Genomic DNA, 25,230 nt, shown 5'->3' on the forward strand with positions numbered 1-25,230 from the left:
CGGCTAGGCATTGGCGGCCCTCAGCGATATTTTAACGGCGCGCAGCGATTCATCGAAAATACGGTTGGCCGGTTCGCGGCCGTCTAAATCCAATATGTTAGCGCCGTTAAACGTCAGGTGCGGGATAACGGCGATCTTTTCACGCAACGCCGCCAGCGAGTGGTCGGGTTTGCGTGAATAGGCCGTTTGCTCGTCAATATCCAGCCGAATTAATAATAAGGGCTGATAAGACGCCATCCACTGGTACAGGTGTTGTTCGCGCTTTCTTAGCCAGCGTACCCAGCGATTGCCGCCGGCGGTTTTTGCCAGCTGCGGGCCATCAAAACGAAATCCCGCCACTTCGGCCTGCGGATAACGATCGGTAATTAGCAATGCGCCACGGCGACTTTTCTTCAGCATGCGGCGGAATTTATAAACGCGCCAATAGGAGAGTAAGAAAATCACCAGCGCCGTGGCATTATCCGGCGGCGTGGAAGGGCGATCGTGCACGCGCTCCGACTTCTTCAGCAAATAACGCCCGAAGGGGGCGCCAATAATCGGCAGCGAACTGATCCATTCACCGATACGCCCGGAAGACTGGCCGAGATAAAGCAGTTCGGCAGGTTCTTTTGCCGATAAGGCGTTGACCAGGCTGGCGGCCAAGGTGGATTTTCCCGAGCCGTCACAGCCGGTTATCGCTATGACGCGCACGGGCGAGCGATCAGACGAAGATCTTATCTGCTGACTCACAATAATTGATCCAATGCGAAAAAAACTATTGTATTCCAATACGCCTTGGGTTCAAGATATTTATTGTGCTTTGCTGCGATAAAATAATGATGGCTGTATTTCTTTTCGTTATTTGAATTGATATTTATGGCGCTCGTTCTTGTTATTTTGTGCTAATTGGCTGTGCGTGTGCCGGTTTCGCTTTTTATGTTAATTCCGGCATGTGGCACGGCGAAAAAAGAGCAGAGGTTTTCAATTTTCGCTTAATCTTTTGTGCTGTTTGATGCGGCGTTGAGTGATATTTCGCTACAAGCCTGGCACGCCATTTCTGGTGTATTGAAAGAGAGTCTGATTATGAGTGCAAAACTTCCGCCGCTGATTGCGGTTATCGGCAGCGACGGATCGGGTAAGTCCACCGTTTGTGAACATCTGATCGAATATGTGAAACATTATGGCCCGGCGGTGCAGGTGCATCTGGGCAAACAGGCGGGCAACGTCGGGCGCGCGGCGGCGAAACTGCCGCTGCTCGGGCGCTCGGTGGGCAAGGCTATCGAGAGCAATACCAAAAAAGTCAAAACGAAAAAATCCCGGATCGGCCTGTTGCCGTCGGCGGTGATCATCGCCTTCGTCGGGCGGCGGCTGCTGCGGTTTCGCCGCATGCTGGCGTATCGTCGGCAAGGGCTCATCGTGTTGACCGACCGTTTTCCGCAGGCGCAAATCCCCGGCGCTTACGACGGTACGGTTTTTCCCGTCGACGTTGAAGGGAGCCGTTTCGTCCGTTGGCTGGCGGCGCGCGAGCGGGCGGCGTTCCAATGGATGGCGGGGCAAAAACCGGATCTGGTGCTCAAGCTGAATGTCAGTCTGGACGTGGCCTGCGCGCGCAAACCCGATCACCGCAAAGCGGCGCTGGAGAAGAAGATCGCCGCCACGCCGTTATTGACGTTTGAAGGCGCCGACATCGTGGATCTCGATGCCGATCGACCGATCGAGGAGGTGCTTTCGGCGGCGGAAAAAGCCATCGCGGAATTTATGACGGCGCAGGGCTATCGCTATTCGGCTGATGGGGCATCAACGGCTGCGCACTGAGGCGCGCAGCGATTCGGCAGGGCGGCGATGCTGTTTTGGCACCGTCGCCGCGGCCGAGAGGGAAAGACTTTATTTTTTCAGCGCCGCAAAGGCGCGCACGATGGCGTCGATCTCTTCATCGCTGTGCGCGGCATTGACGCTGCAGCGCAACAGGGTGACGCCCGCCGGCGCGGCCGGTGGCAGCACCAGGTTTACATATACGCCGTGGGCGATCAGCTCGCGCCAGAAACGCAATCCTTCTTCCTTCGAACCGATCATCACCGGCACCACCGGGCTGATGCGCGGCCCCAGGGTATACCCCAGTTCAGCGAGGCCGTGGTACAGACGGTGCGCGTTGCTCCACAGCTTTTCCCGCAGCTCGGGATGGCGCGCGATTTTTTGCAGCGCCGTGCGCACCGACGCGATGCTGGACGGCGACGGCGAAGCGGTAAAGATATACGGCCGGCTGCTGTAGCGCAGCACGTCCATCCCCTTGCCACCGACGGCGAAACCGCCGATCGAAGCCAGGCTTTTGCTGAAGGTGCCCAGGATAATATCCACGTCTTGCTCGACGCCCAGCGCTTCGGCCAGGCCGCGGCCGTGCTCGCCCATCACGCCGAAGGAGTGCGCTTCGTCGACCAGCAGATAGCCGCCCAGCCGCCGCTTGATGTCGACGATTTCCACCAGCGGGGCGACGTCGCCCAGCATGCTGTAGATGCCTTCCACGATAATGATCGCCTCGCGGGCGCGTTCGCCCAGGCGCACCATGCGGCGCTCCAGATCGGCGGCGTCATTGTGGCGGAAGCGAATAATCTCCGCGCCGCCGAGGGCGCAGGCGTCGTAAATGCTCGCGTGGCTGTCCGCGTCGATCAACACCACGGAGCCCGGCCCCGCCAGCGTGCTGATGACGCCCAGGTTGGCGGTATAGCCGGTGGAGAACACGATGGCGCTGGGGCGATCGAAGAATTCCGCCAGCTCCCGTTCCAGCGTCAGGTGCGATCCGTAACTGCCGTTTGCCATGCGCGAGCCGGTGGTGCCGGTGCCGAGCGCCGCCAGGGCTGCCTGGCCGGCGGCGATCGCCTGCGCATCGAACGTCAGGCCAAGGTAGTTATTGGTGCCGGCGAGGACAATCTTTTGATTGCCGATGCGGCCCTGGGTGGCGGAATAGACTTCGTCGATACAGGTGCCGAACGGATTTAGACCGGACGTTTGAAATTGTTCACGGTCATTGGCGAGCCGCGCAAACTTATCATACAGTCCCATGGCTTTTCTCCAGATAAGGGCGCAGCGCATCAAGCAGTTGCTCAGGCGTTCTGACATCAAGCAATATATTGATAGGAATGGAGATATCTAATTCATCTTCCAGCATCATCAGCAGATCCAAGACTCTGATGGATTCCAGGCCAAGATCATTGACGAGATCGCTATCAGGTTTTATTTCCACTCCGCCTTCGACGATACCTTGCAAACACGTCAGGATATAATCCATTACAGCATCGCGATTTAGCATAAGAATGTTGACACACCTCTATTTGGAATAATTAAAACAGCCCTTCACGCAGTGCGCGCTCCAAACTCACCTGTGGAAACCAATTAATCTGTTGCGACAGCGCGTGATTACTGGCGGACCAGTCGTGATGCGTTAATTCGCGTATTTTGCTGCGCGTCAGCATCGGCTCTTGTTTGACCAGGCGGTTCCACACCACGCTGATATCCGCCATGGCTTTCAGCAGCGGCAGCGGAATGCCCACCAGACGTACCGGCCCGTGCCGAACGGCGGCGCCGATGTCCCGCAGGCGCAGCCAGTTATAGCCTTCGGCCACGCCGTCGCACAGTTCGTAAATATTCGGCTGCGCGGGTTCGGCCTGCACCCATTGGCTGACCGCCTTGGCCAAATCGCTCACGTGCAGAAAAGAGAGCCTGGCGTCAGGCGCGCCCAGCCGGGGCAGTACGCCGCGCAGCAGACCGTTGAACAGCGGTTTCAGCTCTTTATCGCCGGGCCCGTAAACCGCCGTGGGGCGGAAAATCCCCAGCGCGACATCGCCGCTGGCGGCGATGAGTTGCTGTTCGGCGGCCTGTTTTGAATGAGCGTACCAGGACAGCGTCGGATGGCGGGCCGCCAGCGACGACATGAACAGGAAGCGATGACAGCGGCCGTTTTGCCTGGCCGCCTGCATCAAATTCAGGCTGCCGGTGACGTTGCAGCGGGTAAAAACCGTTTCCGCATGCCCGCGCACCTGGCCCGCACAATGCACCACGCATTCCGCGCCGCGCACCAGTTCGGTGAGCGAGGGCCGATCTTCCAGCTCGCCGGGGATCCATTGCAGGTTGTCGGCGGCGGCTTTTCCGGCGCGCCGCGTCAGGGCGCGCACGCTAAATCCTTGCGCCAGCAGTTCCTGGACGATGTGCCGGCCGATAAAGCCGGTCGCGCCCGTCACCGCCACGGTGCCGCTCATTGCGCGAAACCGGCCAGCTGCGGCATTTGCGGGTAGAGCGAAGCGCTCAGCCAGCGTTTTTTGGCCTCGGCACGGGCGGGTTTGCCCGACGACGTACGGGGAATGCTGTGCGGCGGCAGCAGCTCGATGTCCACCGCAATGCCGAACTCGCTTTGAATGCGCGCGCTCAGCGAATGCACGATTTGTTCCCGGCGTTCTTCCGAACTGACTCGGCACTGGATTTGCAAAATGATCCTGGCCGCTTCGTCGTGTTCTTCGGTCACGAAGGCGATCGCATCGCCGGAACGGATTTCCGGTTCGGATTCCGCGACGTACTCGATATCCTGCGGCCAGATATTGCGGCCACGAATGATGATCAAATCCTTCTTGCGGCCGGTGACGTACAGATAACCGTCCAGCAGGTAGCCCAGATCGCCGGTATCCATCCAGCCGGTCACCTGAATTTGCTTCTGAGATTCATCGTCGCAGAAATAGCCGTTCATCAGGCTGGGGCCGGAAATCGTGATGTGGCCGACCTGGCGTTCCGGCAGCGGTTGCCCGGTTTCGCTGCGGATCTCGATGCGGTGGCCGGGCAGCGCTCGGCCGCAGTTGACGAAGGTCGAGACGGCGCGGGTCTTCTTGCCGGGCGCGACCGCCTTACCCTCGTACTCCAAAATATCGCGGTCGACGGCGTTGGTTTGCGGGCCGGAGCAAGGGTCGGAAAAACTGACCGCCAGAGTGTTCTCGGCCAGGCCGTAGCAGGGCATGAAGGCTTTACTGTCGAAGTTGATGCTGCTGAAGTGGTCGCCGAACTGGCCGAGCAGCTCGGCCGGGATCGGCTCGGCGCCCACGCCCGCGACCCGCCAGCTGGAGAGATCCAGATCGGCCAGCTCTTTGGCGTTGCTGCGGCGCAGGCACAGATCGTAGCCGAACGGCGGGGCGACGGAGACCGTGCCGCGATTCTTGGCGATCAGTTTCAGCCACTGCATCGGACGCATGGCGAAATCTTGCGTGCGCAGGTAATCGACGGACAGCTGGGTCGCTACCGGGGTCAGCAGGAAACCGACCAGGCCCATATCGTGATAGAAGGGCAGCCAGGAGACGCAGCGGTCGCCCGCGCGCAGCTTGATGCCGTCGCGACTGATCGCGTTCAGGTTCGCCATGGCCGCCCGCTGGGTAATGATCACGCCGCGCGGGAAGCGGGTGCTGCCCGAGGTGTATTGCAGATAGGCGATGTCGTCGGGCGAGGGCGCCGGCAACGCGATTTCCGGCTCCGGCAAGGCGTTAAAATCCTCGTCGCTGAGGATGTGCAGCGACGGCGCCTTTTCCGTGGCCGACGCGATCAGCGGCGTCCATTCTTCGCTACTGATGATTGCCGCGGGGTTGCAGCTGGCAATCAGCCCCTTCAGCTTGGCGGTGTAAGAGTCGCGCTGGCCCACGCCCATCGGGATCGCCAACGGCACCGCCACCAGGCCGGCATATTGGCAGGCGAAAAAGGCTTCAACGAATCCCGCGCTGGTTTCAGCGATCAGCGCCACGCGATCGCCTTTCTTGAGCTTCAGGGACAATAAACGCCGCGCGCCCGAGATCGCTTTTTGCTGCAGCGTGCGATATTCGAGAACGGTCACGAGTTGATTGCGACGGTCGTAAAAATTCATTCCCGTATTACCGAGTGCCGCGTAATCCAACGCGTCCACTAAAGTGGGGAAGTCCGCATAGCGCATGGGAAGAGAATGAACGGAACTTGTTTCAGACATAGACAAACTTAGCCATAGATTAAAAATCACCAAAAGAGATAAATCACTCTTGGCGAGGTAATTGATGTTTTACTATGAATAGGTTTCGAATAAGTTTGTTATTCAACCATCTTCATTCCGCGAACAGCGTATATTGTCGTGCTTGAGTAGCACGCAGGTTATTAACCGGATAGCGCGTTATTGACTCGCGTTATCAGCCTTGAACAGCGCCCTGGAGATATACGAGAGGCTAGGGTAATACCCGGGTTTTGCCGTTCTTTCATCTGCATATGTTGAGCAGGAAATAACTGTCGGCTCATAGGTTATGACCTCATGCATGGCAATCTTGGAACTTAAACACTTCCTAAACAGTATGCCGCAAGAAATCAAAAAGTGAATGCCTGATTTAACCTGAATCTTAAAAAGAGCATTAAGTGGTAAAAATGGCGGCGCACCTCCTGATTAAAGTCGGTACACTAAAAGCGGCGGGTTTCTTTTGCCTGAACAGCACGAAATAATAAAAGAGCACCATTAGCGTAGCATGCCTGCGCCGCTTTTTGTTTTTCTTTTTTGAGCAATCACGAAAATCACAGGGTGAATGTCGAGCCAATAATGCGCTGATTCATAGGGGGTAATATTCGGTTTTTCTTATCGTTAAACCGGAGGCAATACACTAATCCAATAAAAGAGAACAGCATAAAAAATGCTAAAGGCATTGTCGCGCGCATAGTTAATTATTTTATTAAAACCTAAGGCTATTTATGATCCGTGTTGAGAAAGTTCTGGATAAACGCGAGCTTAAAGAATTTATTGCTTTCCCCTCGTTACTGTTTCGCGATGATCCGAACTGGATTGAGCCGCTGTATTTAGAGCGCGAAGAGCACCTGTCAAAGAAGAATCCCGGCACCGACCATATTGAATGGCAGGCGTGGGTGGCCAAAAAACAGGGGAAGGTCGTTGGGCGCATCACCGCACAAATTGATTCCCTGCACCGCGAGCTGCACGGCGAGGATACCGGCCACTTCGGCATGATTGATGCCGTTGACGATCCTGCCGTGTTCAGCGCGTTATTCACGGTAGCGGAGGAGTGGTTGAGGGCGAAAGGCGCGCGCAAAATCACCGGGCCATTCAGTCTCAATATCAATCAGGAAAGCGGCATGCTGGTCGAAGGGTTCGACACCCCGCCGTCGGCGCTGATGACGCACGCCAAGCCTTATTACGCGCCCCAGATAGCGCAGCAGGGTTATACCGAAGGCATTGATTTACTTGCCTATTGGATGAAGAGAACCGACCTGCACTTTTCGCCGTCGTTAACCCGGATGATGGACCAGGTACGCAAAAAGGTGACCGTTCGCCGCCTCAACCGCAAGCGCTTTCGCGAGGAGATGCAGGTGCTGCGCGAGGTGTTCAATTCCGGATGGCAGCATAACTGGGGGTTTGTCCCGTTCACCGAGCACGAGTTCGCCACCATGGGGGATCAGCTGAAGTTCCTGGTGCCCGACGATATGATCCATATCGCCGAGGTGGATGGCGCACCCTGCGCCTTTATCGTCGGCTTGCCGAACATTAACGAAGCCATTGCCGATCTGCAGGGGCGGCTATTGCCGTTCGGCTGGGCGAAGTTATTGTGGCGGCTGAAGGTCAGCGGCGTGCGCACCGCGCGCGTGCCGTTGATGGGCGTGCGCCAGGAATATCAATTCAGCCGCATCGGGCCGATTATTGCGCTGCTGCTGATTGAGGCGCTGCGCGAGCCTTTCGCCAAGCGCAATATCGACGCGCTGGAAATGTCGTGGATCCTGGAAACCAATACCGGCATGCGGACGATTTTAGAACGCATCGGGGCGGTCCCTTATAAGCGCTACCGCTTGTACGAGAAAACGCTTTAACCGGCTGATAACGTATCGTCTTTTAACGTCCTCAGGATAATCATCCCGCCGGGGCATTTTTCTCGCTGGTCGCTTCACGGTTGTGCGGGCGCCGCGTAAGCGAATGAATCCTCTCCTGAGGGCGAACGGTTAAGGTCTTTAATTAATAAACCCGAGATAAATTCACGGCGCGTGATTTATTTGAAGGGGGTGTCGTCATGTTGATGAGAGCAGAAGGTATGCCTGAAAAAAAGAAAAAGGGAATAAGCCGATTAACGTATAGCATAAGGAATTCCTGGGCCGGTGTTATTGATGCCGTGCTGACCGAAGATGCGTTTCGCCAATTATTGGTTATTAACGCCATTTTACTGGTTGTTACATTTGGTTTAGATATTACAAAAATGGAGCGACTGTTATTAATCATCTGCAGTTTTCTGCTATTGGTGGTAGAACTGCTTAATACGGCGATTGAAACCGTGGTCGATCGCATTTCGCTGGAATTGCATCCGTTATCCAAACGCGCCAAAGATCTGGGCGGCGCAGCGCAGCTGGTGGCCGTGGTGCTGACCATTGTGGTTTGGGCAACGGTGCTGCTGGGGCGATAGGGGCTTTGGTGGCTGAACCACCAAGCCGGTTACCGTGGCGATATCGGCGGTTATCATCGTTGTTTTGCGTTTTCTGCCCTTTCAGCAAGGAGAGTTGGCCGTTATGCCCGTGAATTTTGATCTCAACGATCTCTATGCGTTTCGCGCGCTGGTGGAGTACGGCAATTTTCGGCTGGCCGCAGAGTCTATCTGCCTGTCGCAATCGGCGCTGAGCCGCAGGATTGAGAAGCTGGAAAACGCGCTGGGCATCAAACTGTTCGATCGCACCACCCGGCGCGTGACTTTGACGCTGTACGGGCAGGCCTTTGCCGAACGTTCGGATCAGCTGCTGATGAACGTCGAAGCGGTGATGGCCGATATCGATAAGGTCAGCCAAGAGCGGGTGGGGTTGATCACCGTCGCCACGGTGCCGTCGGCGGCCTACTATTTCATGCCCGACGTGATACGCCGTTTCCGGCTTCGCTATCCCCGCGTGCGCGTTAAGCTGATCGACGGCAGCGCCGGCAATGTCATCGAGGCGGTCACCGGCGGCCAGGCCGATTTTGGCATCTGCTTCGCCGGGCGGCTGCAGCCTAATCTTGAGTTTGTGCCGTTGGTGGGGGACGTCTACGTGGCCGCCTGTCGGCGCGACCACCCGCTCGCCGGTAAAAAGAGCCTTACCTGGCGGGAATTTTATCAGCAGGACTACGTGTCGCTGGATAAAACCTCCGGCAATCGTAATCTGCTCGATCAACGCCTGGAACACCTCGTGCCGGAACGCCCCAGCGTGTGCGAAACTCGCCATGTGACGACCATGCTGGGCATGGTTGAGGCGGGCATCGGCATTGCCGCCGTGCCCGCCATGTCGATGCCTGCTTCAGAGCATTCGGTGCTGACGTCGGTGCCGCTGGTCGATCCGGTGGTAAAACGCACCGTAGGCCTCATCAGACGCGGCGGCCGCATGCAGTCTTTCGTCGCCGCCGAGCTGGAAAAGCTGATTACTGAACGGTATCACTCTGACTGACCGGCTGCTGTGCCGGCACGGTTCGCATACCGGTCGCGCGAATGGTCGGCTGCGCCTGAGAGGAGGCGAGGAAGTCCAGCAGCGCTTTGCCTTCGCGGCGGTGCTCCGCCTTGGCGGTCACCGCGCCGGCGAAGCGGGTGATGTACTGCACGTTTTCCGGCAGCTCGCCGATAAAGGTGACGCCCGCCACGGGCAGCAATTCGCTGACCTGCTGGAAGCCCAGCGCGTATTTCCCTTGCGCCACTTCAGAGGCCACCGGGATGCGCTCAATCTTATGCGCCTTTCCTTTCACCTGTTCCTCGATGCCCAGCTTTTTGAACAGTTGGCCGCTGACGTAGCGGCCGCTGGCACTGTCGGAATAGGCGAAAGAGTCGGCTTGCAGCAAAACATTGCGCAGCTCGGCATCCGTTTTTATCGCCGGTTTGGGCGCGCCCTGTTTCACCACCATGCCGATCGGCGAATCGGCCAGCTCCACGCGTGAGCCCGGCTGGGTCCAGCCACTTTTGTCCAGTTGGGACAGCGCGTCGCCTACCATGATCACCACATCGGCTTTCTCTCCGCGCGCCAGCCGCGCGGGGATCGCCTGCGGCGTTTTCCCCATGGAGGGGCCGGACACCAGAATGATGTTATCGCCGCTTTGGGCTTCATATTCCGGGGCCAGCTTCTCCAGCGCGGCTTTGAAGCCGCCGGAGATCATCACGGTCACGTCTTTGGCCAGTGCCGCCGTACTGAAGGAGGCGCACACCAGCGTGGCGAGGATCGAACGAGTGAGTTTCTGCATGACATGATTCCCTATTGCGATTACGGGTTAGCGTGCGGTTTGCAGCGGTATGGCGATGCGGCGATACAGATACAGCGTTGCCAGCAGGGCGCACAGCGCGGCGAAGCTCATCCAGTAGCCCGGTGAAGCCTTATCGCCGGTGTATTCGATCAGGGCAGTGGAGATCACCGGCGTAAAGCCGCCGAACACCGCCGTCGCTAGGCTGTAGGCCAGCGAGAAGCCGGCGACCCGCACTTCCGTTGGCATGATCTCGGTTAAGGCCGGGATCATCGCGCCGTTGTAGAGGCCGTAAATGAAGGACAACCACAGCAGCACGGCCAGCATCATGCTGAAGCTGGGGGCGGCGGCGAGCAGGCTCAGCGCCGGGTAGGCGCTGGCCAGCGTCAGCAGCGCCATGGTGACCAGCACCGGTTTGCGGCCGAAACGGTCCGACAGCGCGCCGCCGATGGGCAGCCAGATGAAGTTGGAGATCGCCACCAGCAGAGTGACCAGCAAGCTGTCGGAAGCGCTGAGCAACAGCACCTTTTTGCCGAAGGTCGGCGCATAGACGGTGATCAGGTAAAACGCGGTGGTGGTCATGGCGACCATCAGCATGCCGGCGATCACCACCGGCCAGTTTTTCAGCAGGGTTTTAAACACGTCGTGCATCGCCAGGTGGTGACGTCGGGCGGTAAATTCCTGCGTCTCTTCCAGCTTGTGGCGCAGGAGGAAGATGAAGGGAACGATCAGGCAGCCGAACAGGAAAGGCAGGCGCCAGCCCCATTCGCGAATGGCGCCTTCTTCCAGCGCCGCATTGAGCGCGAAGCCCATGGCCGCCGCCACCATGATAGCCACCTGCTGGCTGCCGGACTGCCAGCTGGTGTAGAAGCCCTTACGGCCCGGCGTGGCGATCTCGGCCAGATAGACGGACACGCCGCCCAGCTCCGCGCCCGCCGAGAAGCCTTGCAACAGGCGTCCGCACAGCACCAGCAGCGGCGCCCAAAGCCCGATGCTCTGGTAAGAGGGGATCAATACGATCAGGAAGGTGCCCGTAGCCATAATCGACAGGGTCACGATCAGCCCTTTGCGGCGGCCGACTTTATCGATGTAAGCGCCCAGCACGATGGCGCCAATGGGGCGCATCAGAAAACCGGCGCCGAATACCGCGAAGGTCATCATCAGCGAGGCAAATTCGCTGCTGGCCGGGAAAAAGGTGTGTGCGATGTAGGTGGCGTAAAAGCCGAACAGAAAGAAGTCGAACTGTTCCAGAAAGTTGCCGGATGTGACGCGCAGGATCGCGCCGGATCTGGCCCGGATGGTCATGGGTGAGGAAGAGGAATGCATCTTTATCTCCAGTTTGCTATTGGCGCCTGACGCCGCGCCTGTTGCTGAAGATTCGCTCAGGAAAATAAAGTAAATAAGCGCAATAAACGCATGGCGCGATGCGTGTGGCGCATCAATCTGCGTTAACAACTTTGCGCGACCGGTTGTAACGCGCTGTTAACAAGTATGAGGGGTATCGCCTGCGGCGGCGGGCGTCGAAAACGGCATGCGCGTTTTGTGACAGGGTTCATAAAGGGGCGGCAGGGAAACGCTCCGTGGCTCTGAACGATTGTTCGATACCGCTCGTAAAAAGGTGAATGCCTCGTACTGCGTTTGCAAAATGCTCGGATGTACGTTCAGCCTTGCAGTAACAACGCATGCCTTTGCATGTCATCCCTGCACCTCTCTTCTATAGCTTTAAATCTATATAGTTTTTGATCTATATTTCAGGGAGGTCCCGTGTGGGAAATTAAAACAACGGATGCATTTGATCATGGGTTCAGATCACTCAGCGATGCCGATCGGGCCGGCGTGCTTGCCGCTTTGATGGTCCTGCGGGAAAAGGGGCCGGGTCTGCCCAGACCCTATGCCGATACGGTGAAAGGCTCACGTTACAGCAATATGCAAGAGCTGCGCATTCAGTGCCGAGGCGAACCGTTGCGGGCATTCTTCGCCTTCGATCCGTACCGTATTGGCATTGTGCTTTGCGCGGACAATAAAGCCGGCAATGAAAAACGCTTTTACGATCGAATGCTTCAGATTGCCGATCGGGAATTCACCTGTTGGCTGAACACATTAAACGAGAAGGAGTGACGCGATGGGCAGAACGCTGGAACAGCTTATTGCGGATGAAAAGCCCGAGGTCGTGGCCAACGCGCAGGCGCTGGCGGCGGACATCATGCTGAACATTCACCTTGCCGAGCTGCGCGAAAAAGTACAGAAAACGCAGGTTGAAATGGCGCAGGCGCTGGGGATCCGGCAGCCGACCGTGGCCGTGATGGAAAAACCGGGCCGCGATCTGAAACTGTCTTCGCTCAAACGTTATGTTGAGGCGGCCGGTGGCAAACTGCGGCTGGATGTTGAACTGCCGGACGGCTCTCACTACGAAGTGGTGCTGTAGACGCCGTTGCCCGGTTAACGGCAGAAAGCAAAAAGCCCGCTCGGGTTTCCCTGAGCGGGCTTCTCTAAATATGGCTCCTCTGACTGGACTCGAACCAGTGACATACGGATTAACAGTCCGCCGTTCTACCGACTGAACTACAGAGGAATCGTGTGAACGGGGCGAATAATAGCGGGGCGCCTGGGGTTTGTCAAAGCGCTAAACTGCAAAAAAAGTGCGTTTGCTGAGGGAATGAGCACCTTGCGCTGTTTTTCGGCATTTTACATCGCCAGGCGGTGATGTTTGCCGCCGGTCTCGTTATCGCGTCGCTTGCACATGCCCTTGCACAGCGATGGTGCAGGGTCACTCTCGCTATCCTGCACCTTCCCATCTTAGCCGTACGGCTCACCCCCGTTATCCCCGCCACACGCCGTGCCGCAACTGATATGTAGGATGAATAAGCAAACAATATGTATTCGTCGTCACAATGGCTGGATTTTTGCTTACCCATTTTTGGGGAATGCGACTGCGCTCTCAAGAAAATTATTTTCCCCGTCTACACATAAAGTGAAAGTTCCGCGCCCCCGGGCGTTCCGCTATACCCGTCATACTTGACGCTGCCTCGGTGTTGGCTGCGAGCATTTACCCCGGTCACTGACCTTGAGTCAGCTCTCGGGGCTCATGCTCTTGCCGCCTGGATGCAACGCCAATTATCTAGGGTATGAAAACAGTGCTGAGGAAGATAACAATGTCATCGAAATTGATAAAAAGTCCGCTCGCTGCTTTGCTCATCGGTTGTTTAGGTACGGCGTTTTCCGCGCAGGCCGATATCGTCATTGGCGTCGCCGGGCCGTTCTCCGGGCCGAACGCCACCTACGGCGATCAGTATTGGCGCGGTGCTTCTCAGGCGGCGGCGGACATCAACGCCGCCGGCGGCATCAAAGGGGAAAAAATCAAGCTGGTGCAGGGGGATGACGCCTGCGAACCGAAACAGGCGGTCGCGGTCGCCAACCGGCTGGTGGATCAGGACAAGGTCTCGGCGGTGGTCGGCCACTTCTGCTCCTCTTCCACCATGCCGGCCTCCGAGGTGTATGACGAGGCCGGCATCATCGCCATCACCCCTGGCTCCACCAACCCGCAGATCACCGAGCGCGGCATGAAGACCATGTTCCGCATGTGCGGGCGCGACGATCAGCAGGGGGTGATCGCCACCAACTACATGCTGGATACCCTGAAGGCCAAACGCATCGCGGTGATCCACGATAAAGACACCTACGGCCAAGGGCTGGCGGATGCAGCGAAGGCGGCGATGAACAAGCGCGGGGTCAAGGAAGTGCTGTATGAGGGGCTGTCGCGCGGCGAGAAAGACTTTAACGCGCTGGTGACCAAGATCGCCTCGGTCAAGCCGGACGTGGTCTACTTCGGCGGCTGCCATCCGGAAGCCGGGCCGCTGGTGCGCCAGATGCGCGAACAGGGCGTGACCGCCAAGTTCTTCTCCGGCGACTGCGTGGTGACCGAAGAGCTGGTGACCGCCGCCGGCGGGCCGCAGTACACCAACGGCGTGCTGATGACCTTCGGCAACGATCCGCGCCTGATCCCGGAAGGCAAGGCGGTGATCGCCAAGTTCCGCGCCAGCGGCTTTGAGCCGGAAGGGTACACCCTCTACTCCTACGCCTCGATCCAGGCGATCGCCGCCGCCTTCAACGCCACCGGCGGCAAAGACAGCGCCAAGGCCGCCGAATGGCTGAAGTCGCACGACGTCGACACCGTGATGGGCAAGAAAGCCTGGGACCAGAAGGGCGACCTGAAGGTGTCGGACTACGTGGTCTATCAGTGGGATGACAAGGGCAAATATCACCAGCTTTGAACAACCCAATACTGACGTTGTGACTTTATGACAGACGGGCTCGCCGCCCTGGCGTGCCCGTTCCGCGATGACCTTTGGGCCGCGTCGGACTGCGTTGGCGGCCTTACCAGGCGAGACTGCTCATTATGGATGTATTCTTTCTGCAACAGCTGATCAACGGCCTGACCCTCGGTGCGGTGTATGGCCTGATCGCCATCGGCTACACCATGGTTTACGGCATCATCGGCATGATCAACTTCGCCCACGGCGAGGTGTACATGATCTCCGCCTACCTGTGCGCCATCGGTTTGGCGCTGCTGTCGTTCTTCGGGCTGCACTCGTTCCCGCTGCTGATCTTGGGCACGCTGGTGTTCACCATCGTTATCACCGGGGTGTACGGCTGGGTGATCGAGCGCATCGCCTACAAGCCGCTGCGCAACTCTACCCGCCTGGCACCGCTGATCTCCGCCATCGGCATGTCGTTAATCCTGCAAAACTACGCGCAGATAAGCCAAGGGCCGCGCCAGCAGGGCATCCCGACGCTGCTGAGCGGCGTGTTCCGCCTGGAGTTCGACGGCGGCGTGGTGCAGATCACCTACACCAAGGTGTTCATTCTGGTGGCGTCACTGCTCGGCATGGCGATCCTCACCTACATCATTCAGCGTACCCGGCTGGGGCGCATCTGCCGCGCCACCCAGCAGGATCGTAAAATGGCCTCGATTCTCGGCATCAATACCGATCGGGTGATCTCGCTGGTGTTTGTGATCGGCGCCGCCATGGCCGGGCTGGCCGGAGTGCTGATCACCATGAACTACGGTACCTTCGATTTTTACGTCGGCTTTATCATCGGCATCAAGGCCTTCACCGCCGCGGTGCTGGGCGGCATCGGCTCGCTGCCGGGCGCCATGCTGGGCGGGCTGCTGCTCGGGGTGGCGGAGGCGCAGTTCGCCGGCATGGTGAACTCGGATTACAAGGACGTGTTCTCCTTCGGGTTGCTGGTGGCGATCCTGATCTTCCGTCCGCAGGGCCTGCTCGGCCGGCCGCTGATCGCCAAGGTTTAAGGAGAACGCCATGTCGCAATCCGTGATCAACGGCGGGCTGGACGTTAAACGCAGCCTGCTGGACGCCGTCTTGGCCGGGCTGATCGCCCTGATCGTGTTCGGGCCGATCGTCGGCATCGTGCTGAACGGCTACAGTTTCAACTTCGAACCGCACCGGCTGGTGTGGATTATCGTCGCGGTGATGGTCGGGCGGCTGCTGCTGAGCCTGTTCCTGCAAACCGCGCCGGGGCGCAGGGTGTTGGCGCGCTTCGACGGCGGCAACGACGGCGTCTACGTACGGCCGCTGGGTTATAAATCCAACCTGCGCTGGATCTTGCCGCTGATGGCGGCGATCGCGCTGCTGTTTCCGTTCGTCGCCACCAAATACCTGCTGACGGTGGCGATCCTCGGCCTGATCTATGTGTTGCTCGGCCTGGGGCTGAACATCGTGGTTGGGCTGGCGGGGCTGCTCGATCTGGGGTACGTGGCGTTTTACGCCATCGGCGCCTACGGATTGGCGCTGGGCTATCAGTACCTCGGTCTGGGGTTTTGGGCGATGTTGCCGCTGGGGGCGCTGATGGCGGCGCTGGCCGGTGCACTGCTGGGTTTTCCGGTGCTGCGCATGCACGGCGACTACCTGGCGATCGTCACGCTGGGATTCGGCGAGATCATCCGGCTGGTGCTTAACAACTGGATGTCGCTTACCGGCGGGCCGAACGGCGTCTCGGTGCCGGCGCCGACGGTGTTCGGCCTGGAATTCGGCCGCCGCGCCAAAGAGGGCGGCGTGCCGATCCACGAGTTTCTCGGCATCGATTACAACCCGAATCTCAAGTTCATTTTCATCTACGCGGTGTTGTTTTTGGTGGTGCTGCTGGTGCTGTATATCAAGCACCGGCTGACGCGCATGCCGATCGGCCGCGCCTGGGAGGCGCTGCGCGAGGATGAGATCGCCTGCCGCTCTCTCGGGCTGAATCACGTGCTGGTGAAGCTGTCGGCGTTTATGCTGGGCGCCTCCACCGCCGGGCTGGCGGGGGTGTTTTTCGCCACCTATCAGGGCTTCGTCAATCCGACCTCGTTCACCTTCTTCGAGTCGGCGCTGATCCTGGCGATCGTGGTGCTGGGCGGCATGGGCTCCACCCTCGGCGTGGTGCTGGCGGCCTTCGTGCTGACGGTGGCGCCGGAGCTGCTGCGCAGCTTCGCGGAATACCGGGTGCTGCTGTTTGGCGTGCTAATGGTGGCGATGATGATCTGGCGGCCGCGCGGGCTGGTGCGCATCAGCCGCGCCAGCTTCGCCGAACGCAAGGGGGTGGCGCCATGAGCGACGCCATTTTGCGGGTGGAGCACCTGATGATGCGCTTTGGCGGCATCAAAGCGCTGAACGACGTCAATCTGGAGGTGGAGCGCGGCTCCATCACTGCCCTGATTGGCCCCAACGGCGCCGGCAAGACCACGGTGTTCAACTGCCTGACTGGTTTTTACCGCGCCACCGGCGGCGCGATCCTGCTCAATACCCACAAGCGGCCGACCGACGTGATCCAGGTGCTGGGGCAGAAGTTTCGCGCCGGCGATTGGATTCGCCCGAAGCGGCTCGGCTCGCGCCTCTATTACAAGATGTTCGGCGGCACCCACCTGGTCAACCGCGCCGGGCTGGCGCGCACCTTCCAGAATATCCGTCTGTTCCGCGAAATGTCGGTGGTGGAGAACCTGCTGGTGGCGCAGCACATGCAGAGCAACCGCAACCTGATCGCCGGGGTGCTGAATACGCCGGGCTACCGCCGTGCGGAAAGCGCCGTGCTGGATCACGCCTTCTACTGGCTGGAGGTGGTGGATCTGGTGGACTGCGCCAACCGGCTGGCGGGGGAGATGTCCTACGGCCAGCAGCGGCGGCTGGAGATCGCTCGCGCCATGTGCACCGCGCCGGAAATGATCTGCCTCGACGAGCCGGCCGCCGGGCTGAACCCGGTGGAGACGGCCACGCTGAGCCGCATCATCCGTTTTCTGCGCCAGCATCACGGCATCACGGTGCTGCTGATCGAGCATGACATGGGCATGGTGATGGAGATCTCCGATCGGGTGATCGTGCTCGATCACGGCGACGTGATCGCCCGCGGCACGCCGCAGGAGATCCAGCACAACGAGGCGGTGATCGCCGCCTACCTGGGCGCGGACGAAGAGGAGCTGGCGGGATGAGCGAGGCGATGCTGGAATTTCGCGAAGTGGACGTGTTTTACGGGCCGATCCAGGCGCTGCGTCAGGTGTCGCTGCAGGTTAACGCCGGGGAGACGGTGGCGCTGATCGGCGCCAACGGCGCGGGCAAATCCACGCTGTTGATGTCGATCTTCGGCCAGCCGCGTATCGCCGGCGGGCAGATCCTGTTTAGCGGCGAGGACATCAGCCGCCGCTCCACGCACTACGTGGCGGCCGGCGGCATCGCGCAGGCGCCGGAAGGGCGGCGCATCTTTCCGGACATGAGCGTGGAGGAGAACCTGCTGATGGGCACCATCACCGTCGGCAATCGCTACCTGGACGAGGATTTGCCGCGCATGTTCGAGCTGTTTCCGCGCCTCAAGGAGCGGCGCAATCAGCGGGCGATGACCCTGTCCGGCGGCGAGCAGCAGATGCTGGCGATCGCCCGCGCGCTGATGAGCCGGCCGAAGCTGCTACTGTTGGACGAGCCGAGCCTGGGACTGGCGCCGATCGTGGTGCGGCAGATCTTCGGCGTACTACGTGAGCTGACCCGCAGCGGCATGACGCTGTTTCTGGTGGAGCAGAACGCTAACCACGCGCTGAAGCTGTCCGATCGCGGCTATGTGATGGTCAACGGCCAGATCCGCCTCAGCGGCAGCGGCCAGGAACTGTTGAACGATCCGGAGGTGAGAAAGGCCTATCTGGGCGGCGGCTGAGCGCCGCCCTTGGGCAGGGATGCCCGTGTTCAGAACTGGCGCTGCATCCAGCGCACGTTCAGCCGCACCAGGGCGATGATGGCGCTGGAGAGCAGCCGCAACCCGCCGGGCATATCGCGGCGGCGGATGTCCAGCAGCAGCACGGTGCGCACCTGCGCGCTGTCGTTCCACACCTCGTGTTCGAAGGTATCGTCCCACAGCATGAACTCCCCCTCGTGCAGCCGGTATTCGCGGCCGTCCACTTTCAGCACCGCCGCCGGCACGCCGTCGGCGCGTTTGGGCATGTCCAGCACCAGATAGCCGCGCAGAATGCCGCGGAACGGCCCGCGGTGGGGTGGCACCTGTTTGCCGGGCGCCAGGAAGGAGAGCGAGGCGGACAGCACGTCCGGCGACGAAGCGATCAGCGCCGCCAGCGTCGGGCAACGCGCCAGGTTGCGGGCGATCGGCTGGCCGTAGGCCTTCATGATGAACATGCGCCAGTCGCGCGCGTCGTTGGCGGAGATCGACGCCTGCTGGATCATGATCTCGTGGAAGCGCGGAATATTGTGCAGATCGTGGGCGACGGTCAGCGCCTCTTCGCGGATCTGCCGCCATTGGGCGGTGAAACGTTCGGCGTCGGGGAACAGCGCGGCGCTGTCGAGCACCGGTTTGCCCTGAATGCGGCGATCGTAAACATTGCGCAATGCGAGCACGGACCAATCATAAATCGCGGACATAATGACCTCGCCTCAGAAAACGCCAAATGGACACTGCGCGCGGTTCTTCGGCGTGGCGCGTCGTCTGCGGGGGCCGGAAGGGAAGAGCGGCAGGAAAAATTGGTACGCTTCAAGAGATTAGCACAGCATTTGTGCAACCGTGTGTCTGCGAATGTGTCGAAATGCGGCGAAAAAAACCACACAATTAAAGTGTGACGCGTATCGCATTTAGCTGGCCGGTTGGTTAAAATATCGCTACTTGCCCGCACCTGTCCGGATTTTGTTTACCATGGAACACGCTCCCGTTTCGCGCTCAACCGCCTGGTTGCGCGTGGTTATCCTCGCCGTCTCGGCCTTTATCTTCAACACCACCGAATTTATCCCGGTCGGCCTGCTGAGCGATATCGCCGCCAGCTTCTCGATGCAAACCGAACAGGTCGGCCTGATCATCACCATTTACGCCTGGATTGTCGCCGCCGCCTCGTTGGCGTGCATGCTGCTGACCAGCAAAATCGAGCGCCGCAAGCTGCTGATCGGCGTGTTCATGCTGTTTATCGCCAGTCACATCCTGACCGCCGTGGCCTGGAACTTCACCACGCTGGTTATCTCGCGCGCCGGCGTGGCGCTGGCGCACTCGGTGTTCTGGTCGATCACCGCCTCGCTGGCGATCCGCGTGGCGCCGCCGGGCAAGAAAGCCCAGGCGTTGAGCCTGCTGGCGGGCGGCACCGCGCTGGCGATGGTGCTCGGGCTGCCGCTTGGGCGGGTGGTGGGGCAGCTGCTCGGTTGGCGCATGACCTTTATCGGCATCGCGGTGTGCGCCACCCTGGCGCTGGTGCTGCTGTGGCGCCTGCTGCCGGTGCTGAAAAGCGAGCACTCCGGTTCGCTGGCCAGCGTGCCGCTGCTGTTCAAACGCCCGGCGCTGCTGGCGCTGTACATGCTGACCGTCATCGTGGTGACGGCGCACTTCACCGCCTACAGCTACATCGAGCCGTTTATCCAGACCGTGGCCGGGCTCTCGGAGAACTTCACCACGCTGATGCTGCTGCTGTTCGGCGCCGCCGGCATCGTCGGCAGCCTGCTGTTCAGCCGCTACAGCGAGCGTTTCCCTTCCGGCTTCTTTATCGGCGCCATCGCGCTGCTGACGTTGAGCCTGCTGCTGCTGTTGCCGGCCGCCGGCAGTGAAAGCCACCTGACCGTGCTGTGCATCTTCTGGGGTATGGCGATCATGGCCATCGGCCTGTCGATGCAGGCCAAAGTGCTGAGCCTGGCGCCGGACGCCACCGACGTGGCGATGGCGATCTTCTCCGGCCTGTACAACTTCGGCATCGGCAGCGGGGCGCTGCTGGGCAACCAGGTGAGCCTGCATCTGGGCATGGGCAATATCGGCTTCGTCGCCGCGCCGCTGGCGCTGATCGCCCTCGGCTGGTGCCTGCTGAGCGTCTACCGCAGCGAACGGCTGCAGCAGCACCCCAGCCGTTAAGCCACCGATTCGGGATGCCGCTGCGGCATCCCAGGTTGCATTTTCCTGCTATAAAACAGGCTGCTGCAGCGTTTTATGCTTAACTTTTTTTCATAGTCTGCTAATTAAAAATTTAACTCCGACGCCGCTTCGCTAGCATAGAAAGTCATCAAAAATGTTAATGCGAGGTTAACGGTGAGTGACTCTGTAGCGGCGTCGCCGATCCATGCGCGGGATTTGGCGGCCAGAATCGACGCCTTGCCCGCGTCGGCCGGCCTGTGGTGCTTTATCATTCTGCTGTCGCTGGGCGGCTTTTTCGAACTCTACGATCTGTTCCAGACCGGCTATATCAGCACCGGCCTTATCGCCGACGGCATTTTCCACACCGGCGCGCTGGGTGTCTTCGGCGTGTCGGATCAGGCGGCCTTCGCCTCCGCCACCTTTCTCGGCCTGTTCGTCGGCGCCAGCCTGCTGAGCCCGTACGCCGATCGCTTCGGCCGGCGTGCCACCTTTATGTTCGCCCTGATCTGGTACGGCGCCTTCTCGCTGCTGTTGGCGTTTCAACAGCAGGCGGAATGGGTGATCTTTCTGCGCTTTCTGGTGGGCGTCGGGCTCGGCATCGAGCTGGTGACCATCGACACCTACCTGACGGAGTGGGTGCCCGCGCATCTGCGTACCCGGGCTTTTGCCTTCGCGTTCTTCGTGCAGTTCCTGTCGGTACCGGCGGTGGCGCTGATGTCCTGGTGGCTGGTGCCGAAGACGATTTGGGGCCTGAGCGGCTGGCGCTACGTGGTGATCGCCGGCGCGCTGGCTTCGCTGGTGATCTGGCTGGTGCGCAAGGGGCTGCCGGAGTCGCCGCGCTGGCTGGTGCAGCAGCGGCGCTATGCGCAGGCCCGGCAGGTGATGCGGGATATGGAACGGCGCTGCGGCGTGGCGGCCACGGACTTCCCGTCGCGCCCGGTAGACGATGCCGAGGGGGCGCCGCCGCGCGGCCGCTTTCGCGACATCTGGGCGCCGCAGTACCGCGATCGCACGCTGATGCTGGTGGTGATGAATTTCTTTCAGGCCATCGGCTTCTTCGGCTTCGGCAACTGGCTGCCGGCGCTGCTGTCGGGCAAGGGCGCCTCGGTTACCCACAGCCTGCTGTACGCTTTCTTCATCACGCTGGCCTACCCGCTCGGCTCGCTGCTGTGCAGCTTCTACGCCGACAAGATGGAGAACAAGTGGCAGATCGTGTTGTCTTGCCTGGTGACGGTGATCTTCGGCTCGCTGTTCGCGCTGCAGAACAACCCGCTGTGGCTGATCCTGTGCGGCTTCTTCATCACCTGGTCCAACGCCTGGCTGACCTACAGCTACCACTCCTATCAATCCGAGATCTTCCCGACCCATATCCGCGCCCGCGCCGTCGGTTTCTGTTACTCCTTTAGCCGGCTGTCGACGGTATTCAGCAGCATCATTATCGGCATTATCTTGCAGTACGGCGGCTCGCTGGGGGTGATCGCGTTTATCGTCGCCAGCATGCTGATCGTGATGCTGGTGATCGGGCTGTTCGGCCCGAAAACGCGCGGCATCGATCTGGAAAACATCTGACGTTTTGCGCCGGCGGCGACGCCGGCCTCTTCAGCAAAAAAACTCGCGATCATGCGAAAATTATTCCGTTATCACTGCCTTTGCGCCTGCCGTACTGTTACCCGGTACAAAATCCAATTCAATACCGAGCGGGGAACACGTCATGAGCATCCTCACCGCGCCCGATGGCGCGCGCATTTTCTATAAGGATTGGGGCCGCGGCCAGCCGATCCTGTTCTCCCACGGTTGGCCGCTGTCCGCCGACGCCTGGGACAACCAGCTGCTGTTTTTCGGCCAGAGCGGGTTCCGCGTGATTGCCCACGATCGTCGCGGCCACGGCCGTTCGGATCAGACTTGGCACGGCAACGACATCAACCAATACGCCGACGATCTGGCCTTGCTGATCGAAACGCTGGATCTGCGCGATCTGATCCTGGTCGGCCATTCCACCGGCGGCGGCGAAGTGGCGCGCTATATCGGCCGTCACGGCAGCGAGCGGGTGGCGAAGGTGGTGCTGGTGGGGGCCGTACCGCCGCTGATGCTGCAAACGCCGGTCAACCCTGAGGGCTCGCCGATGGCGGCCTTCGACGGCATTCGCAGCGGCGTGGCGGGCAACCGTTCGCAGTTCTTCAAAGATTTGGCGGTGCCCTTCTACGGCTTCCACTGCGACGAGGTGGAGAGCAATGCGGGGCTGATCGACCACTTCTGGCTGATGGGCATGCAGGGCGGCGTGAAAGGGCAGTACGACGGCGTGCGCGCGTTCTCCGAAGTGGATTACACCGCCGATTTGCTGGCGATCGACAAGCCGACGCTGCTGGTGCACGGCGACGCCGATCAGATCGTGCCGATCGGTGCCTCGGCGCTGAAAGCCGCTAAGCTTATGCAACAGGCGGAGCTGAACGTATACGCTGGCGGTGCTCACGGCTTGGCGCAGGTCGATCCCGATCGCTTCAACGCCGATTTGCTGGCCTTTATCCAGAATTCGCCGTTCTAAGGGGGCGCGATGAACCTGACTGTTATCGCCGCCCGCTGCGCGCAGCGGCTGCATGCGCCCATGCTGCGCTGGCTGCTGCTGCTCGCCATTTGCGCCGCCTACATCCAGGGCGGGTTGGTCAAGGCGCTGAACGTCGAAGGCGCGGTTGCTGAGATGACCCACTTCGGCCTGCAGCCGGCGGCGCTGTTCGCCGTGCTGGTGACGCTGCTGGAACTGGCGGCGTCGGCGCTGATCCTGAGCGGCTTTTATCGCTGGCTCGGCGCGTTGGCGCTGGCCGGTTTTACCCTGATGGCGACGCTGATGGCCAATCCGTTCTGGCAGTTCGACGGGGCGGAGCGCGGCCAGATGATGAACGGATTTTTTGAACACCTCGGGCTGGCCGGCGCGCTGTTGCTGGTGGCATTTAACGATTTGAAGGAGCGAACGGATGGCTGAACAGACGGAAAACAAGGCGGCGGCGGGCGGCTTCGCGCCGCTGAAAATCCCATTATTTGCGGTGCTGTGGGGTGCCACGGTGCTCGGCAACGTCGGCAGCTTTATGCGCGACGTCGCCAGCTCGTGGCTGATCACCGACCTGTCGAGCAACCCTTCGGCGGTGGCGCTGATGCAGACCGCCGCCACGCTGCCGGTGTTCCTGCTGGCGATCCCGGCCGGGGTATTGTCGGACATCCTCGATCGGCGACGCTTTCTGATCTTCGTGCAAATTCTGCTGGCCTGCGTCAGCGGCAGCCTGCTGGTGCTGTCGCAGACCGGCGCGCTGACGGTGGAATACCTGCTGGCGCTGACCTTCGTCGGCGGCATCGGCGCGGCGCTGATGGGGCCGACCTGGCAGGCGATCGTGCCGGAGCTGGTACCGCGCACCGAGCTGAAAAACGCCGTGGCGCTGAACTCGCTGGGCATCAACATCGCCCGTTCCATCGGCCCGGCGGCCGGCGGCCTGCTGCTGGCCAGCTTCGGCGCCGGCGCGGCCTACGGCGCGGACGTGATGAGCTATGTGCTGGTGATCGCGGCGCTGCTGTGGTGGAAGCGGCCGAAGGCCGAGGACAGCGGCCTGTCGGAACACTTCTTCGGCGCCTTCCGCGCCGGCCTGCGCTATGCCCGTTCCAGCCGCGAGCTGCACGTGGTGCTGCTGCGGGCGGCGGTGTTCTTCGCCTTCTCCAGCTCGGTCTGGGCGCTGCTGCCGCTGGTGGCGCGCCGCATGCTGGGCGGCAGCGCCGGTTTTTATGGCGTGCTGCTGGGGGCGGTAGGCGCCGGGGCGATCCTCGGGGCGATTGCGCTGCCGCGCCTGCGCCAGCGGCTGAATGCCGACGGGCTGGTGCTGCTGGCGGCGGTGCTCACCGCCGTGGTGATGGCGGCCCTGTCTCTGGCGCCGCCGCAGTGGCTGGCGGTGGTGCTGCTGCTGGTGCTGGGCGCCGGCTGGATTATCGCGTTGACCACGCTCAACGGCGCGGCGCAGGGCGTGCTGCCCAACTGGGTGCGCGGCCGCGGCCTGGCCATCTACCTGATGGTGTTCAACGGCGCGATGGCGGCGGGCAGCCTGCTGTGGGGGCTGGTGGCGCAGGAGCTGGGCGTGGCCGCCACGCTGCTGGTCGGCGGCGTCGGCCTGTTGGCGGCGGGGCTGCTGTTCCACCGCCTGCGTCTGCCGACCGGCGAAGCCGATCTGCAGCCGTCGAACCATTGGCCGGAGCCGTTGGTCAACACGCCAGTTGAAAACGATCGCGGCCCGGTGATGATTCAGGTGGAGTACCGCATCCGCGAACAGGATCGGCCGCAGTTCTTGCGCACGCTGCTGATGCTGGAGCGCGCGCGTCGCCGCGATGGCGCTTACGCCTGGGGCATCACCGAGCATACCGGCGATCCGGAATGCATCATGGAGTGGTTCCTGGTGGAATCCTGGGCGGAGCACCTGCGGCAGCACCAGCGGGTGTCGCACGCCGACGCCGATCTGCAGCAGGAGGCGCTGCGCTTCCACATCGGCCCGGAGAAACCGGTGGTGCATCACTTCCTGTCGCTCGACCGGCATCAGGTGAAGCATTAACTGCACGGCCAGGCGGCGAGAAGGTGCTATGCTTTTGGTCGGTTCGGCGGCGCGGCCGCCGTAAGACGAATGTAGTCAGCACAGGGA

The 25,230-nt window shown here is 60.6% G+C and carries 24 protein-coding genes and 1 tRNA gene; 16 read left to right on the forward strand and 9 right to left on the reverse strand.

Translation table 11 applies throughout. From position 1 onward, the window contains the following. Positions 1-3 precede the first annotated feature (3 nt). Positions 4-729 (reverse strand): nucleoside/nucleotide kinase family protein, encoded by a 726-nt coding sequence (locus tag FHU12_RS04880; RefSeq protein ID WP_185742355.1) that lies wholly within the window; start codon positions 727-729, stop codon positions 4-6. Between the two features lie 333 nt (positions 730-1,062). Here FHU12_RS04880 and FHU12_RS04885 point away from each other — a divergent pair, with 333 nt between their 5' ends. Further along, positions 1,063-1,794 carry a nucleoside/nucleotide kinase family protein gene (locus FHU12_RS04885; RefSeq protein ID WP_141967768.1) on the forward strand — a complete coding sequence of 244 codons (732 nt, stop codon included), beginning with the start codon at positions 1,063-1,065 and terminating at the stop codon, positions 1,792-1,794. A 69-nt stretch (positions 1,795-1,863) separates the two neighbouring features. Here the strand turns inward: FHU12_RS04885 and spt are convergent, their stop codons facing one another. The 4 genes from spt to FHU12_RS04905 are packed head-to-tail and all read right to left on the reverse strand — an operon-like array spanning position 1,864 to position 5,965. Then, on the reverse strand, positions 1,864-3,036 hold the full coding sequence (spt, locus tag FHU12_RS04890; protein ID WP_129992850.1) for a serine palmitoyltransferase: 1,173 nt from the start codon (positions 3,034-3,036) through the stop codon (positions 1,864-1,866). Further along, a complete protein-coding gene (locus FHU12_RS04895; protein ID WP_019453571.1) occupies positions 3,023-3,283 on the reverse strand; it encodes an acyl carrier protein in 261 nt (86 codons plus the stop codon). Before FHU12_RS04895 ends, spt begins: the two co-directional genes overlap by 14 nt. A 31-nt stretch (positions 3,284-3,314) precedes the next feature. After that, entirely contained in the window at positions 3,315-4,229 is a 915-nt protein-coding gene (locus tag FHU12_RS04900; RefSeq protein ID WP_141967770.1) for an NAD-dependent epimerase/dehydratase family protein, read from the reverse strand. Next, positions 4,226-5,965 (reverse strand): fatty acyl-AMP ligase, encoded by a 1,740-nt coding sequence (locus tag FHU12_RS04905; protein WP_141967772.1) that lies wholly within the window; start codon positions 5,963-5,965, stop codon positions 4,226-4,228. The genes FHU12_RS04900 and FHU12_RS04905 overlap by 4 nt, the downstream gene beginning before the upstream one ends. A 740-nt stretch (positions 5,966-6,705) precedes the next feature. Between FHU12_RS04905 and FHU12_RS04910 the strand changes: the two genes are divergently transcribed. From FHU12_RS04910 to psrA, 3 genes are all read left to right on the forward strand, one after another. Continuing rightward, positions 6,706-7,830: an N-acetyltransferase gene (locus FHU12_RS04910; RefSeq protein ID WP_141967774.1), complete on the forward strand. Its 1,125-nt coding sequence runs from the start codon at positions 6,706-6,708 to the stop codon at positions 7,828-7,830. Between the two features lie 197 nt (positions 7,831-8,027). Continuing rightward, the gene (locus FHU12_RS04915) at positions 8,028-8,414 is read left to right on the forward strand and encodes a diacylglycerol kinase (protein WP_237730925.1); all 387 of its coding nucleotides are present in this window, start codon (positions 8,028-8,030) and stop codon (positions 8,412-8,414) included. Between the two features lie 103 nt (positions 8,415-8,517). Further along, entirely contained in the window at positions 8,518-9,417 is a 900-nt protein-coding gene (psrA, locus tag FHU12_RS04920) for an L-proline-binding transcription factor PsrA (RefSeq protein ID WP_141967776.1), read from the forward strand. Here psrA and FHU12_RS04925 read toward each other — a convergent pair. Both FHU12_RS04925 and FHU12_RS04930 read right to left on the reverse strand, forming a co-directional pair. Beyond that, positions 9,392-10,198 carry a substrate-binding domain-containing protein gene (locus FHU12_RS04925; RefSeq protein ID WP_141967778.1) on the reverse strand — a complete coding sequence of 269 codons (807 nt, stop codon included), beginning with the start codon at positions 10,196-10,198 and terminating at the stop codon, positions 9,392-9,394. The genes psrA and FHU12_RS04925 overlap by 26 nt on opposite strands. 27 nt (positions 10,199-10,225) lie before the next feature. Further along, a complete protein-coding gene (locus tag FHU12_RS04930; protein WP_141967779.1) occupies positions 10,226-11,521 on the reverse strand; it encodes an MFS transporter in 1,296 nt (431 codons plus the stop codon). A 438-nt stretch (positions 11,522-11,959) separates the two neighbouring features. Between FHU12_RS04930 and FHU12_RS04935 the strand changes: the two genes are divergently transcribed. Both FHU12_RS04935 and proR read left to right on the forward strand, forming a co-directional pair. Beyond that, positions 11,960-12,313, forward strand: coding sequence for a type II toxin-antitoxin system RelE/ParE family toxin (locus tag FHU12_RS04935; protein ID WP_141967782.1), 354 nt, complete (start codon positions 11,960-11,962; stop codon positions 12,311-12,313). Positions 12,314-12,317: 4 nt separating this feature from the next. Then, positions 12,318-12,620, forward strand: coding sequence for a transcriptional regulator ProR (gene proR / locus FHU12_RS04940; RefSeq protein WP_049200011.1), 303 nt, complete (start codon positions 12,318-12,320; stop codon positions 12,618-12,620). Positions 12,621-12,691: 71 nt separating this feature from the next. Here proR and FHU12_RS04945 read toward each other — a convergent pair. Further along, positions 12,692-12,767: transfer RNA gene (locus FHU12_RS04945), tRNA-Asn, on the reverse strand. Between the two features lie 580 nt (positions 12,768-13,347). Between FHU12_RS04945 and FHU12_RS04950 the strand changes: the two genes are divergently transcribed. The 5 genes from FHU12_RS04950 to FHU12_RS04970 all read left to right on the forward strand — a co-directional run bounded on the left by FHU12_RS04950 (position 13,348) and on the right by FHU12_RS04970 (position 18,388). Then, a complete protein-coding gene (locus tag FHU12_RS04950) occupies positions 13,348-14,466 on the forward strand; it encodes a branched-chain amino acid ABC transporter substrate-binding protein (RefSeq protein WP_015378469.1) in 1,119 nt (372 codons plus the stop codon). 125 nt (positions 14,467-14,591) lie between these two features. After that, entirely contained in the window at positions 14,592-15,506 is a 915-nt protein-coding gene (locus FHU12_RS04955) for an ABC transporter permease subunit (RefSeq protein ID WP_004928592.1), read from the forward strand. A gap of 10 nt (positions 15,507-15,516) precedes the next feature. After that, entirely contained in the window at positions 15,517-16,803 is a 1,287-nt protein-coding gene (livM, locus tag FHU12_RS04960; RefSeq protein WP_141967784.1) for a high-affinity branched-chain amino acid ABC transporter permease LivM, read from the forward strand. After that, on the forward strand, positions 16,800-17,675 hold the full coding sequence (locus tag FHU12_RS04965) for an ABC transporter ATP-binding protein (protein ID WP_141967786.1): 876 nt from the start codon (positions 16,800-16,802) through the stop codon (positions 17,673-17,675). The genes livM and FHU12_RS04965 overlap by 4 nt, the downstream gene beginning before the upstream one ends. Continuing rightward, on the forward strand, positions 17,672-18,388 hold the full coding sequence (locus FHU12_RS04970; protein WP_141967788.1) for an ABC transporter ATP-binding protein: 717 nt from the start codon (positions 17,672-17,674) through the stop codon (positions 18,386-18,388). Before FHU12_RS04965 ends, FHU12_RS04970 begins: the two co-directional genes overlap by 4 nt. Positions 18,389-18,417: 29 nt before the next feature. Here FHU12_RS04970 and FHU12_RS04975 read toward each other — a convergent pair whose 3' ends face one another. Next, a complete protein-coding gene (locus FHU12_RS04975; RefSeq protein WP_060433575.1) occupies positions 18,418-19,104 on the reverse strand; it encodes an aspartyl/asparaginyl beta-hydroxylase domain-containing protein in 687 nt (228 codons plus the stop codon). Positions 19,105-19,372: 268 nt separating this feature from the next. Here FHU12_RS04975 and FHU12_RS04980 point away from each other — a divergent pair, with 268 nt between their 5' ends. From FHU12_RS04980 to FHU12_RS05000, 5 genes are all read left to right on the forward strand, one after another. After that, the gene (locus FHU12_RS04980) at positions 19,373-20,563 is read left to right on the forward strand and encodes a sugar transporter (protein ID WP_141967790.1); all 1,191 of its coding nucleotides are present in this window, start codon (positions 19,373-19,375) and stop codon (positions 20,561-20,563) included. 174 nt (positions 20,564-20,737) lie between these two features. Continuing rightward, complete coding sequence (locus tag FHU12_RS04985) at positions 20,738-22,132, forward strand: MFS transporter (protein ID WP_185742276.1); 1,395 nt, start codon at positions 20,738-20,740, stop codon at positions 22,130-22,132. Positions 22,133-22,274: 142 nt separating this feature from the next. Next, positions 22,275-23,105, forward strand: a complete 831-nt coding sequence (locus FHU12_RS04990) for an alpha/beta fold hydrolase (RefSeq protein WP_141967791.1) — start codon at positions 22,275-22,277, stop codon at positions 23,103-23,105. Positions 23,106-23,114: 9 nt separating this feature from the next. After that, positions 23,115-23,540 (forward strand): DoxX family protein, encoded by a 426-nt coding sequence (locus FHU12_RS04995; RefSeq protein WP_141967793.1) that lies wholly within the window; start codon positions 23,115-23,117, stop codon positions 23,538-23,540. Continuing rightward, positions 23,533-25,143 (forward strand): MFS transporter, encoded by a 1,611-nt coding sequence (locus FHU12_RS05000; RefSeq protein ID WP_025303481.1) that lies wholly within the window; start codon positions 23,533-23,535, stop codon positions 25,141-25,143. Before FHU12_RS04995 ends, FHU12_RS05000 begins: the two co-directional genes overlap by 8 nt. The last annotated feature ends 87 nt before the right edge of the window (positions 25,144-25,230 follow it).

Origin of the sequence: Serratia marcescens, assembly GCF_006715005.1 — a bacterium.
GTDB lineage: Bacteria > Pseudomonadota > Gammaproteobacteria > Enterobacterales > Enterobacteriaceae > Serratia > Serratia montpellierensis.

Excerpts from the sequence above, each read along its gene's own strand:
- FHU12_RS04965 (WP_141967786.1), top strand. The coding sequence starts at position 16,800 with ATGAGCGACGCCATTTTGCGGGTGGAGCACCTGATGATGCGCTTTGGC.
- FHU12_RS04980 (WP_141967790.1), top strand. The coding sequence starts at position 19,373 with ATGGAACACGCTCCCGTTTCGCGCTCAACCGCCTGGTTGCGCGTGGTT.
- FHU12_RS04955 (WP_004928592.1), top strand. The coding sequence starts at position 14,592 with ATGGATGTATTCTTTCTGCAACAGCTGATCAACGGCCTGACCCTCGGT.
- FHU12_RS04930 (WP_141967779.1), bottom strand. The coding sequence starts at position 11,521 with ATGCATTCCTCTTCCTCACCCATGACCATCCGGGCCAGATCCGGCGCG.
- FHU12_RS04915 (WP_237730925.1), top strand. The coding sequence starts at position 8,028 with ATGTTGATGAGAGCAGAAGGTATGCCTGAAAAAAAGAAAAAGGGAATA.
- FHU12_RS04990 (WP_141967791.1), top strand. The coding sequence starts at position 22,275 with ATGAGCATCCTCACCGCGCCCGATGGCGCGCGCATTTTCTATAAGGAT.
- FHU12_RS04995 (WP_141967793.1), top strand. The coding sequence starts at position 23,115 with ATGAACCTGACTGTTATCGCCGCCCGCTGCGCGCAGCGGCTGCATGCG.
- FHU12_RS04895 (WP_019453571.1), bottom strand. The coding sequence starts at position 3,283 with ATGCTAAATCGCGATGCTGTAATGGATTATATCCTGACGTGTTTGCAA.
- FHU12_RS04885 (WP_141967768.1), top strand. The coding sequence starts at position 1,063 with ATGAGTGCAAAACTTCCGCCGCTGATTGCGGTTATCGGCAGCGACGGA.
- FHU12_RS04905 (WP_141967772.1), bottom strand. The coding sequence starts at position 5,965 with ATGTCTGAAACAAGTTCCGTTCATTCTCTTCCCATGCGCTATGCGGAC.
- FHU12_RS04910 (WP_141967774.1), top strand. The coding sequence starts at position 6,706 with ATGATCCGTGTTGAGAAAGTTCTGGATAAACGCGAGCTTAAAGAATTT.
- livM (WP_141967784.1), top strand. The coding sequence starts at position 15,517 with ATGTCGCAATCCGTGATCAACGGCGGGCTGGACGTTAAACGCAGCCTG.
- FHU12_RS05000 (WP_025303481.1), top strand. The coding sequence starts at position 23,533 with ATGGCTGAACAGACGGAAAACAAGGCGGCGGCGGGCGGCTTCGCGCCG.
- FHU12_RS04950 (WP_015378469.1), top strand. The coding sequence starts at position 13,348 with ATGTCATCGAAATTGATAAAAAGTCCGCTCGCTGCTTTGCTCATCGGT.
- FHU12_RS04970 (WP_141967788.1), top strand. The coding sequence starts at position 17,672 with ATGAGCGAGGCGATGCTGGAATTTCGCGAAGTGGACGTGTTTTACGGG.
- FHU12_RS04900 (WP_141967770.1), bottom strand. The coding sequence starts at position 4,229 with ATGAGCGGCACCGTGGCGGTGACGGGCGCGACCGGCTTTATCGGCCGG.
- FHU12_RS04975 (WP_060433575.1), bottom strand. The coding sequence starts at position 19,104 with ATGTCCGCGATTTATGATTGGTCCGTGCTCGCATTGCGCAATGTTTAC.
- psrA (WP_141967776.1), top strand. The coding sequence starts at position 8,518 with ATGCCCGTGAATTTTGATCTCAACGATCTCTATGCGTTTCGCGCGCTG.
- FHU12_RS04925 (WP_141967778.1), bottom strand. The coding sequence starts at position 10,198 with ATGCAGAAACTCACTCGTTCGATCCTCGCCACGCTGGTGTGCGCCTCC.
- spt (WP_129992850.1), bottom strand. The coding sequence starts at position 3,036 with ATGGGACTGTATGATAAGTTTGCGCGGCTCGCCAATGACCGTGAACAA.
- proR (WP_049200011.1), top strand. The coding sequence starts at position 12,318 with ATGGGCAGAACGCTGGAACAGCTTATTGCGGATGAAAAGCCCGAGGTC.